Origin of the sequence: Bradyrhizobium sp. LA6.1, assembly GCF_040547805.1 — a bacterium.
GTDB lineage: Bacteria > Pseudomonadota > Alphaproteobacteria > Rhizobiales > Xanthobacteraceae > Bradyrhizobium > Bradyrhizobium barranii.
This window is the reverse complement of the sequence record NZ_JBEPQK010000037.1, coordinates 22,151-31,650: the sequence shown is the minus strand read 5'-3', so window position 1 is coordinate 31,650 and position 9,500 is coordinate 22,151. Positions and strand designations below refer to the sequence as shown.

10 protein-coding genes and 4 pseudogenes are annotated in these 9,500 nt (G+C 57.5%); 5 read left to right on the top strand and 9 right to left on the bottom strand.

What is annotated here, in order from left to right; all coding sequences use genetic code 11:
- Positions 1 to 250 precede the first annotated feature (250 nt).
- Positions 251 to 1,170, bottom strand: a pseudogene (gene ligD, locus ABIB99_RS43395) (non-homologous end-joining DNA ligase).
- Between the two features lie 2 nt (positions 1,171 to 1,172).
- Positions 1,173 to 1,499 (bottom strand): hypothetical protein, encoded by a 327-nt coding sequence (locus ABIB99_RS43390; protein ID WP_354181995.1) that lies wholly within the window; start codon positions 1,497 to 1,499, stop codon positions 1,173 to 1,175.
- Between the two features lie 224 nt (positions 1,500 to 1,723).
- On the opposite strand from ABIB99_RS43390, the gene ABIB99_RS43385 reads away from it, so the two are divergent.
- The gene (locus tag ABIB99_RS43385; RefSeq protein ID WP_283016731.1) at positions 1,724 to 1,885 is read left to right on the top strand and encodes a DUF2934 domain-containing protein; all 162 of its coding nucleotides are present in this window, start codon (positions 1,724 to 1,726) and stop codon (positions 1,883 to 1,885) included.
- A gap of 601 nt (positions 1,886 to 2,486) precedes the next feature.
- On the opposite strand, the gene ABIB99_RS43380 is transcribed toward ABIB99_RS43385, so the two are convergent.
- The gene (locus tag ABIB99_RS43380; RefSeq protein WP_354181992.1) at positions 2,487 to 2,804 is read right to left on the bottom strand and encodes a hypothetical protein; all 318 of its coding nucleotides are present in this window, start codon (positions 2,802 to 2,804) and stop codon (positions 2,487 to 2,489) included.
- A gap of 103 nt (positions 2,805 to 2,907) precedes the next feature.
- Between ABIB99_RS43380 and ABIB99_RS43375 the strand changes: the two genes are divergently transcribed.
- Together ABIB99_RS43375 and ABIB99_RS43370 are read left to right on the top strand one after the other, a co-directional pair.
- A complete protein-coding gene (locus ABIB99_RS43375; RefSeq protein ID WP_283016728.1) occupies positions 2,908 to 3,279 on the top strand; it encodes a hypothetical protein in 372 nt (123 codons plus the stop codon).
- 378 nt (positions 3,280 to 3,657) lie between these two features.
- A complete protein-coding gene (locus tag ABIB99_RS43370) occupies positions 3,658 to 4,029 on the top strand; it encodes an SPW repeat protein (protein WP_283016727.1) in 372 nt (123 codons plus the stop codon).
- A gap of 291 nt (positions 4,030 to 4,320) precedes the next feature.
- Here the strand turns inward: ABIB99_RS43370 and ABIB99_RS43365 are convergent, their stop codons facing one another.
- From ABIB99_RS43365 to ABIB99_RS43340, 5 genes and pseudogenes are all read right to left on the bottom strand, one after another.
- A complete protein-coding gene (locus ABIB99_RS43365) occupies positions 4,321 to 4,563 on the bottom strand; it encodes an ABC transporter substrate binding protein (RefSeq protein WP_354181990.1) in 243 nt (80 codons plus the stop codon).
- 80 nt (positions 4,564 to 4,643) lie between these two features.
- A pseudogene (locus ABIB99_RS43360) lies at positions 4,644 to 5,309 on the bottom strand (ABC transporter substrate-binding protein); the annotation flags it as partial.
- 248 nt (positions 5,310 to 5,557) lie between these two features.
- The gene (locus ABIB99_RS43355; RefSeq protein ID WP_283016725.1) at positions 5,558 to 6,106 is read right to left on the bottom strand and encodes a hypothetical protein; all 549 of its coding nucleotides are present in this window, start codon (positions 6,104 to 6,106) and stop codon (positions 5,558 to 5,560) included.
- 841 nt (positions 6,107 to 6,947) lie between these two features.
- On the bottom strand, positions 6,948 to 7,112 hold the full coding sequence (locus tag ABIB99_RS43345) for a hypothetical protein (RefSeq protein WP_304494801.1): 165 nt from the start codon (positions 7,110 to 7,112) through the stop codon (positions 6,948 to 6,950).
- Between the two features lie 93 nt (positions 7,113 to 7,205).
- A complete protein-coding gene (locus ABIB99_RS43340) occupies positions 7,206 to 7,379 on the bottom strand; it encodes a hypothetical protein (RefSeq protein WP_354181987.1) in 174 nt (57 codons plus the stop codon).
- Positions 7,380 to 7,796: 417 nt separating this feature from the next.
- On the opposite strand from ABIB99_RS43340, the gene ABIB99_RS43335 reads away from it, so the two are divergent.
- Entirely contained in the window at positions 7,797 to 8,204 is a 408-nt protein-coding gene (locus tag ABIB99_RS43335) for a hypothetical protein (RefSeq protein WP_027547406.1), read from the top strand.
- An 837-nt stretch (positions 8,205 to 9,041) separates the two neighbouring features.
- Here ABIB99_RS43335 and ABIB99_RS43330 read toward each other — a convergent pair.
- A pseudogene (locus ABIB99_RS43330) lies at positions 9,042 to 9,161 on the bottom strand (DUF1127 domain-containing protein); the annotation flags it as partial.
- A gap of 114 nt (positions 9,162 to 9,275) precedes the next feature.
- On the opposite strand from ABIB99_RS43330, the pseudogene ABIB99_RS44590 reads away from it, so the two are divergent.
- A pseudogene (locus ABIB99_RS44590) lies at positions 9,276 to 9,401 on the top strand (double zinc ribbon domain-containing protein); the annotation flags it as partial.
- Positions 9,402 to 9,500: the final 99 nt, after the last annotated feature.

Here is a 9,500-nt window from a genome sequence, read left to right as displayed (position 1 = left end):
GCTCCGACGACCCGAGCGCTACCAGCAGAGCACGCCGATCAAAGGGGTCCCTTTTGGATGCCGCTAGGGGGTCCCAGTCGAACGCCGATTGACAGTCTACGAGCGGCACCGGACACAACCGGTGCCCGTCTCTTGGCCCGGGCCCATGAGGCGCCCCGACGCCATCGTCAGATGGCGACAAAAAATTAGCAAAGCCGGTTTTGGTTTCAAGAGGGGGGCTGAAAAAATTTTGCCACCGATCGCCGCACCGTTACAGGTCCTCGCGCAACCCCTTGAAGAACGGATGCCGCACCTTTCCCTCGGCGGACTTGGCGCGGTACTCGATCTCGGCCAGCAGCTTCGGCTCGACCCATATGCCCTTGTGCGCGATCCGCTTGGTGTAAGGCTGTGCCTTGCGGACGAGCCGCTGAAGCCTCTTGCGCAGCTCTGCGGCCGATGACTTGTCGAAGCCATGGTCGACTTTGCCCGCATAAAGCAGGTCCTCGCCCTTGCGCCGACCGAGATACATGCCGTCCCATTTGCCTTCATCGAGGGCGAACCCGGCGATGGTGAGCGTCTCCCGCTGGGCGCAGGTTTTCTTGACCCAATTATTGCCGCGGCCGATCGGGTAAACGCTGTCGCGCACCTTGGAGACGACGCCTTCGAGCCCCACCTTGCAGGCGTGGGCAACATCTCGCTCCCGTCGATCTCAAAACTCTCGCTGAATTGGACGTCGGTACCGGCAATGATCTTCTTCAGCTCGGCCTTGCGCTGGAATAGCGGCAATTTCCGAATGTCCCTGCCATTGAGGTAAAGCAGATCGAAAGTGACCAGGACGATTTTCGTCGATGCGCCCTTGAGCTCGTTCTGCAGAACCGAGAAATCTGTTGTGCCGTCGGCGGCGGGCACCGCGATTTCAGCGTCGATGATCGCGGCACTGGCCCTGACGTGCCAAGCGTCGTTGGCGACCTTCCGGAAGCGATTGGTCCAATCGTGGCCGCGCCGCGTGAAAACCTTCACCGCTTCGTTGGCGAGATGCACCTGGACACGATAGCCGTCGAACTTGATTTCATGGATCCATCGATCGCCGGTCGGTACTCGGTCGATCGAGCTCGCTAGGGCCGGCGCGGTGAAGCCGGGCAGGGGCACTTTGACGCCGAGCGCTTCCGGCGTTTTCTGTTGGAACGCCATGGTTACACGAGGCGCAGGTTGAATTCCCGAAGATCCTGCGCGGCATTGCGGTCGACGAATTCCTTGAGGTATGAGGGAACGTCGCTCTGTTGCCAATTGCAACGACGCTGGAGCTCGCGGGCAATGTCCTCAGAAACATCTTCCGAGCAGCGCTCGGCTTTGTTGAAGGCGATTACCTTGATCGGCCTGCGATATTCTCCCGCAAGCAGATCCTGGATGACTGCTTCTGCCGCCATCTCCAAGTCTGCTTCGCGCCAGGCGCAGCGATTGCGGCCGAAGTCATCTGCGACCAAATAGACGGTCTCGTCACCGTTCGGGGCAATCGACATAAGCCGTCGGGACTGACGCATAAGCAACTCACACAACGGAACCCGGATTCAAGTTGTCGACGTCCGATTCGTTCCTGTCGCGGTGCGTACGCAGTTGGATCAGAGTCGGCACAACAGCGCGACGGTCTGAATAGGAGGCTTCTTAGTTCACAGGCACGTTTTTGGGGGATGACCGGATTAGGAACGCCTCCGATTGCCCCTAGTTGAGGGTCTGGAGAAGGCCCATGAATAGGCGAATTCATGAAGCCGTTGCGGCCCGGGCCTACGAGTTGTGGGAGCAGGCAGGTAAGCCAGAGGGCCGAGACGAAGACTTTTGGCGCTTGGCCGAGCAGGAATTGCTCAACGAGGATCAAAGCTCACCTCGACGCACACCGGATACGCTTTAGGCGAGGGCTACCCGGCATACCCGCGCTTGCCGGCTATCATCTGCCCTGCGCAACCCTGAGGAAATTTGGCGGCGGTCTTTCGAAGCCACCATGGAGAACCGGTCCAGTGCCGGCAACGTCTCGGCCCTGACTGTCCGCAGACGGATCGTCCGTCATCTCCATTGAGAAGCCGAAGGGTTTGGAACGCTTCCCGTACAGATATTTTGATTTAGTCGCGGATTTCGAGCGAGTTGCCGCGTCCTGGTATCAGAGAAGGTCGAGTTAATGGCTTCTGTCAAAGCGGAATTGGATAGATACTTTGAATTGTTCCGGCGACGGGTGCCTACGAAGGTGTCGACCTTCATTCTGTGGTTACGAGAACCATCCTCGTTTTGGGTCCGTGTCGTTGTCGCCGGGTTGCTCATCCTAGGAGGCGTCTTCAGCTTTCTGCCTATCTTCGGCCTCTGGATGCTGCCTCTAGGCCTTCTTCTGATCGCACAGGACATCCCTATTCTACAGAAGCCTCTTCTCATGGCTTTGAGGTGGATCGAGGCCAAGTGGGAGCAGCTGAGAGCGCTCTTTAAGAAGAAACCATCACGCTGATAGACTTGATCCGGCACGCTCACTCGATCGCAGCGTCACCCGATATCCGGACGCCAAACACCCGCGCGACCTGCGTATCGGTGCCGCGTAAGTCACCTTGCCGCGCGGTGAAAAACCGCGCGACGATGAGTAGCATTGCTTTTTTGATCGCACAGTTCGTTCTTCTTCGAGAGCAGATCTTATCGATCGTGGGTGCGCTCTCGCGAGAGGCCAGCACATGATTGAGCTTTGGAACAAGTGGTACGGGACCTTGGCCTCTGTCGAGGCGCTGGCAGCCGTCATCGTTATTGCCGTGGTGACCGCTGGCATTCTTACGCTGATTGAAAGTCAGCGGCATAGGACAAAACATTGATGGGGGAGACGTCGGAAAACGATCAGCTAGACCAGAGTAGTTCAGCAGGTCAGTGGCGCTAAAAAATGCACCTATGCAGGAGGATCAAATGATCCTTTCTCGTGCAAGTTGGACAAACAGGAATGCTTCTTGGCGGCAAGCATTTTGCACATGCGCGGTGTTGAGCATACTGGTCGCAGCTCCTGCATTCTTGATGATACTCCTGCTGGATTCCCAGCTCGTCTTACCAGCGCTCAGTATTCTATTTTTCTCAGACGCGATGATCACTGCGCTCTTGGCTTGGGCAAAGTCGGGAAATGCGACATTAGAAAATGTAACGCTATGGGATGTTGCCGGAGCATTGACCATGATGGGTTGTGCCGCAGCGATCCTTGGCGAACCAGATCAAGTGGCACTGCTTTTCGAGCAACCGGTCGGACAACATTCGGACGCGGCTCTAAGCGATTGCACTAGCCCCTGATAACCGGCGACGTTAGGGCCCCGTTTCCTGGTGGCAGTATCGGTCGAACCGATCCAATAGACGTATACGATCTCGTTTGCAGCTGCCCATTCCCCTGACGCGGGGACATGACCCGTGCCTGATTATTTCGATACGGATGTCCTTAGCGTATTCTTGCAGATCGTTCTGATCGACCTTCGCTGATGGGCCAGGACAGGAAGAGACTCGTGCACTGCAACAAACTGCATCGCTGTTCGATCACGTCGGCGCGGCCGAGCAGCGACAGCGGCAGGCGCGGCAGGTACACCGCTCCCTTGCCATTATGCCGCGGGCCGCGATGGAACCGGCGCGGCGATCATACGGTTGATTTGACATGGAAAACCTCCAATGGAGGGTGTCATGCAGAATTGGCTAGAGAATTGGACGAACGCAAAATTTTGTGACGTCGCGAACCTGATCCTCGGCGCGTTTCTCTTCGTTTCGCCCTGGATATTCGGTTTCGATGCCGGGACGGTCTCTCAAAACGCCTATATCACCGGTATCGCCATCGCGATCCTTGCGATCGCGGCACTGGCGGCATTCGCGGTGTGGGAGGAGTGGCTGAACCTCATCGTCGGCTTGTGGGCGTTCGTATCGCCCTGGGTATTGGGTTTCCAGGGAACCACCGCGATGACGGTGCATGTGATCATCGGCGCGGCGGTCGCGATCCTGGCAGCGATCGAGCTCTGGATGATGTCCCAGATCCCGCCGCGGCTGACCAGCGGCAGGTGAGAGCTGAGGTCGTTTGGCTCGTGGCATAGCTTCGCCGTCACCGGCAAAACCATGTCCTGGCAACACGGTCGGAGTCGTTGCTTCAGGGCATAGACGGACGAAACCTCGGTGTGTCGAGGGAGGCAGCGGATATGTGGCAGGCGCTCGGCTCATCGCCGGTGGCACCTGACAACTATTGCCTGCAGCGGCTCGCGTCGTGCAAGCGGTCGGATGTCCGGGGTGGGTCAAAATGCGAAGAATAAGCGGACCTCGTGGAGCGATGCCGCCACTTCGCCGAAGGGCCAAACGCAGTCATTCCATGACTTCATCAGCGCGAGACACGACGATGGGAGGAATTTCGAGATCAATCGCCTTTGCAGCCTTCAAATTGATGACGAAGCGGAATTGGGTCGGCTGCTGCACCGGAAGTTCAGCCGGATTTGCTCCCTTGAGAATTTTATCGACGTAGCGCGCCGCATTCCGGAACATGGCGCTCCCGACTGGCCCATATGACATGACTGCGCCGGCATCCAAAAACAGATCAGCGGGGGCCATGGTCGCGATGCGGTAGGCACGCCCGAGTTGCGCGAGCCGCTTTCGCTCGTTGTAGAACATCGCGTTCTCTGGGTGATGATGATCGCATCGAATTTTTCCGCCGCAATCTGCTCTATTACGGGCTGAAGCTGTTCGGGGTGTTTGGCTTCGAATGCTTTGATGACGAGTCCTAGCTTCTGAGCGCTGGGTAGAAGTTCGGAGGCCTGCCGCTCGCCGTCGTAGGGATTATAGGGATTGACCAGGAGCGCAATGCGCGAGGCCGCAGGAATGACCTCCCTCACCACTTCGAGCCGCTTAACCGCAAGATCGAAGCCCATCGAGGAGAGACCGGTGATATTGCCGCCGGGGCGTGACAGGCTGGCAACCAGCTTCAGACCTACGGGATCGGGGTTGGCCACTAGCACAATGGGGATGAGCGACGTCGCCCGTTGAGCTGCCAGCGCCGCTGGGATGGAGCCGGCCACGATCACATTGACCTTTGCGTCGACCAATTCGGTCGCCATGCGATCGAAAAGCTCTTTCTGCTCCGCCGGAAACCGCTCCTCGAATTTGATTGTCTTGCCTTCGATGTAGCCTAGGTCAGCAAAACCTGCCCGCAACGGGGTCGCAAAATCCTTCTCTTCTTCCGCACTCCCGGCGTGCCAGAGTACGCCCACGACTGGGACAGAGCCTGCTGGCTGCGCAATGCCGAATGACGGGTGCAAAAGGAGCCCGGCAATCCCGACAAGAAATTCCCGCCGTCTCATCTCATCCCCAAAAGCCTCAGAGGGGCCACATCGTAAGGATTCCAATCGGGATTTTGGAAGGGCGAAAGTTGACTTTGCGCCGCAACATTCGATGTGCACTAGGTCGCAGTTGGGTCACAAGCCGCCGATCACGCTCAAGATGGCGACTTCCGCTTTGCGTTGGTAATCCGACCTTTTATGAGTACACGCCCTAAAGTGATGACGACATGGGCGCGTGGGCTTCGGTCCAACGCTCCCGGCGGGCTTGTCTAAAGGTAAGGTTTCAATATTTGAAGCGTCTTGCTTGTCGTTGCCATCGTCATTTCATTGAGCTCGATCACTGATGCCGAGAGGTCCAAGGGCAGCAGAACACCATAGGGGGTTTCCTCGGCAGCGTGATGCCTTCCGCGGGGCAAGAGCAAGAGGTCCTGCTTGTATCTTTCGGCGACAAGATACGTGTGGGAAACTTCTCTAATGGTTTCTGCGTGAAGCAGCCCGAGTTTATCGATCAATTTTGGGAAGATCTGAATTACAAGCGGAGTTCTGACAAGGAATCGCTCGCCATCCCTTGGGGCACCTCTGAGAGCTTCACTGCCTCTACGAAGCGCGCGGTCTATCCCAGTTAGTTCTGCATAAAGCGCGGTAGCGACTGCCCGAGCGTCGTGATCGCGAATCCGATCGTCTCTGCGCCGATTGAGATGGGCATTGAATAGCGCACCCACAATAATAGCCAGAAGGCCCAGGCTAGATCCCGTTAGGGCGCCGAGGAAGGTGGCGATTCCTGGCGGTTGTGCACCTAGCCAATTCAAGAAGGCCATTGTCATCCTCCTTGCTGATTGAGCCGCGTGACCGTCTTCACGTCAAACCGCCGGTTCACGCTGTTGGGCTTTGCCAACTGCAAAAGGGGGCCGCAGCACCTTTTGACGCTGCGGCTCTCGCCGGGTTTAAAAAATAACTGAGATATTGGCCGGCCCGGTGCCCAAAAGCTACTCCGATGTGAATTCGGTGCAAACGTAAATCGGTGTGTCCCTTAGCAGCACCGAGCGGACGGTTGCAGAATGGATGGCAGCGCATCTGACATGGACAGCAAGTCAACTCCTTTCCTCCAAGCCCGCCTGCGTCTGGGCATGCGTCGCTCTCGAGCCCATTGTGATTATGGTCCTAAGCGCATTCAGCGACTGCCAGATCGGGCTTCAAGATCCGGGGAGAGGAACACCGTGGATTGTAGGTCAACTTCGTTGGCCTCGAAACTCGCCGCAAGCTCGCCGACAGGATGAACCTAGACAACTTGAGCCGCAATTTTTGTATTGGCCTCACATAGAGTCCCCTATGAGGGGAGTGGCCTGATTTACCTTCGGTAACTTTTGCGAGGTGATCAAAATTCACCATATGGCCGGTACCGGACATGCGACACTGGACCCATCACCGCGCGGCCCCCGGCATCTATCGGTGATGAGAACGCCATCACGCGCTCCCGCCTCCTTCCCTTGGGACAGGAGCTGGCGCAATACAGCACCGACGCCGCACTAAGCAAACCACAACCCTTGAAGAACGCCTTGCCTTAGAAGCTTTTCGCCTGCGCGAAGCGCCCAAATTGCTTCCGCCAGGTATCGAGCGGGAGCGGGCGGTGCGCAAAGCTCGGCAAGCCGAGACCGGCGCTCACATAAGCGAGTGGCTAAACTCGCCGGGTCTGGCGCCCCCGAAATGATCGGATATCGCACCTATCTCATAGGCGCGGATGGTCACATTCAACAGCGGATCGACCTTCTGTGCGAGAACGACGAGGCCGCAAAGGAACAGGCCGAACAGCTTGTGGATGGTCATGATGTAGTGCTTTGGCACCTCAACCGCAGGATTTGCGAGTTCAAAGCAAAAGAGTAGGGCCGCCTCAGTTGGCGGCCTCCGAGTGGCCAGCACCTAACCGGCGGGTTTTTCTTTGTCCGCGTGCGGGTGCTCGCCACGGTTTTCGGCAGTCTGCTCCGAATCCCCGGGCTTCTTCCCGGCCATGTTCCCAGGATTGAAATGGTACTTGCCGTCCGGATTCTCGCCGGGCTGCTTCTCATTTGGATTTTTGTTGTTGTCGTCGGCCATAAGGCTGTTCCTTTAGAGGGAGGAACAACATGCAACAGGGCGGGCAATCCCTTAGTTCCTACCAGTGGCACTAATTCACTTTCGCGAGTGGCCTATTTCGGCCAGTACCCACTTATTCGCCAACAGCGGCGCGGAGGCCGACATTTCACGAAGGTCCGCCGAACATTGCTTAGGAACCCGCAGTGTCTTCGTGTGACGCCACCTGTTTCCCGGATGCGTCAGCTGACGTAGAATGTCACTGCCCCTTGAAGCGGGACGTGCCGAAATCACCGTCCGGGCAAACGAGCAGTACTGGTGCTATCGGCAGGCACACTCCTCTTAGAGACCGTTCTTTTTTCGGTTTCGCACCACCGTTCACCACGAACTTTGCGCGCTGCGTTTGCGGCGGCTCGTTCGAGTAATGTCGGGAGGAAAGCGATGGGCAAGGTCGATCGAAGGTCCGCACTGGGAATCGGGTTGGCCGCAGTTTCGGCTGCCATGGTCAAGCCAGCCGCCGCTCAAGCCACAAGCTACAAGGATACGACGCCTTGGCCAGGCGTCGTGGTGCGTGAATATGAAGGCGAAACACCATCCCTGATCCCAGGTTTTAAGACCGTCTCAATGCGCGATATCATTATGCAGCCGGGGTCGAAGACCATGGGGCCCCCGATGATGAATGCCATGGTCTGCCATATCACCGAAGGAGAGCTTCGGCTTGAGCAGGAGGGAAAGACCTTTACGGGCAAGAAGAATTTTGTCTGGACCTGCAACAAGGAAACAAAAGAACAGGCGTACAACGACGGGAATGTGGTCGCGATTATGCGGATCACCGACCTGAAGGCTTAACGCTCGTTTCTTCGCAAGAGATCGGTTGTGGGAGCGGATGGCGCATGCGACAACGCGCCATCCGCGTGCAGGACCGCTTCGGGTCAAAACCGGGCAATACTCTGGTTGAGCAGAGAATTCTGCGAAATCCCAAAAGCCGACTTCGCCGCCTTTTATGAGTACACGCCCTAGCCAGTGTGCAATTTGCCAGTCAGCAGGTCTCCACCGGGCGGCATCAGTTTCATTTGAGCCTGGCGCCGAACTCGCTGCCGCTGCCCTTCAGCTTGAACATGAACGGTGCGTTGATCCGTTGGCGAGCGCGCCGCTGATCGCAGGTCGGGCGACGCTATTCGACCAAGTGAGGCCCGTCGGTTCGCACCGGTGGCCCTAGCACTCCCGGCGCTCTAATCCGCAATTGGATCGGCTGCCGGGAGCATTGGGGCTGGAGGGCATGCCGTGCCATGGCTGCCTTCTAAATGACAATACGTAGAACGTCGGACTCCGGTAGTTGTCCGGACTCCATTTTCGGAACGGGGTGTTCTACTGAAGGAACACCGGCGCGATTTGAGCACCAAGTTTTTTCGTTATTCCGGGAATGCCGCAGTGGGGCTGGAACCACGCTGCGGCTTTTCCCATTGTGCGGTAGTGGCCTGTTGCAGTGGCCGGTTTTTACAATGGCCTGATTTGATCTAGGGCGTGTACTCATAAATGGCCGGATGGGAAGTCTGCTTCCGGGAGCATAGCAGACCAATTGTGCTCAACGTGAGTTTTTCGGATTTTGACCCATACCGGAAGTCGAGCTCCGTTCGGATGGGTGCATCTGGTCGTCTCCAATTCTCGCCGGCGGTCGGCGCCGGATTAGAGGATCATCCCTCTCCGGATACCTCGCGGGTCGATATCTCGGTTCGAGACAACGTAGTCGATCTCGCCGCGCGTAGTGCCGATATCCATCAGCTCCCTGTCAGTTAGGTCGGACAAGGCGGCGTGCAATTTCTGACGCTTTGCGCCCATCGCGTCGGTTCTGGACGCTCACTGGACCCTCATCCGAACGTTGGTTTAAACTACTATCCAGTTCCGAGTTGGAGGGCGAGCATGGAGTGCCCGAGCTGCGGAAGTGCGAATCAGGATGGCCACCGATTCTGCGGGAACTGTGGCGCGCCGTTGCGGCCGTCTTGTGGTGTCTGCGGGCGTGAGAATCCGATCGGCAATAGTTACTGCTGTTACTGCGGCGCTCCTTTGACCAAGGCTGCTCCTCCGGAACGATCATCAGCCGTAGACGCGCCTACCAGGCCAGCGCTACCCGGTGCCGAACGTCGG

Excerpts from the sequence above, each read along its gene's own strand:
- ABIB99_RS43340 (WP_354181987.1), bottom strand. The coding sequence starts at position 7,379 with ATGGCCGACGACAACAACAAAAATCCAAATGAGAAGCAGCCCGGCGAG.
- ABIB99_RS43365 (WP_354181990.1), bottom strand. The coding sequence starts at position 4,563 with ATGGCCCCCGCTGATCTGTTTTTGGATGCCGGCGCAGTCATGTCATAT.
- ABIB99_RS43375 (WP_283016728.1), top strand. The coding sequence starts at position 2,908 with ATGATCCTTTCTCGTGCAAGTTGGACAAACAGGAATGCTTCTTGGCGG.
- ABIB99_RS43355 (WP_283016725.1), bottom strand. The coding sequence starts at position 6,106 with ATGGCCTTCTTGAATTGGCTAGGTGCACAACCGCCAGGAATCGCCACC.
- ABIB99_RS43385 (WP_283016731.1), top strand. The coding sequence starts at position 1,724 with ATGAATAGGCGAATTCATGAAGCCGTTGCGGCCCGGGCCTACGAGTTG.
- ABIB99_RS43345 (WP_304494801.1), bottom strand. The coding sequence starts at position 7,112 with ATGACCATCCACAAGCTGTTCGGCCTGTTCCTTTGCGGCCTCGTCGTT.
- ABIB99_RS43380 (WP_354181992.1), bottom strand. The coding sequence starts at position 2,804 with ATGCCGCTGACTTTCAATCAGCGTAAGAATGCCAGCGGTCACCACGGC.
- ABIB99_RS43370 (WP_283016727.1), top strand. The coding sequence starts at position 3,658 with ATGCAGAATTGGCTAGAGAATTGGACGAACGCAAAATTTTGTGACGTC.
- ABIB99_RS43335 (WP_027547406.1), top strand. The coding sequence starts at position 7,797 with ATGGGCAAGGTCGATCGAAGGTCCGCACTGGGAATCGGGTTGGCCGCA.
- ABIB99_RS43390 (WP_354181995.1), bottom strand. The coding sequence starts at position 1,499 with ATGTCGATTGCCCCGAACGGTGACGAGACCGTCTATTTGGTCGCAGAT.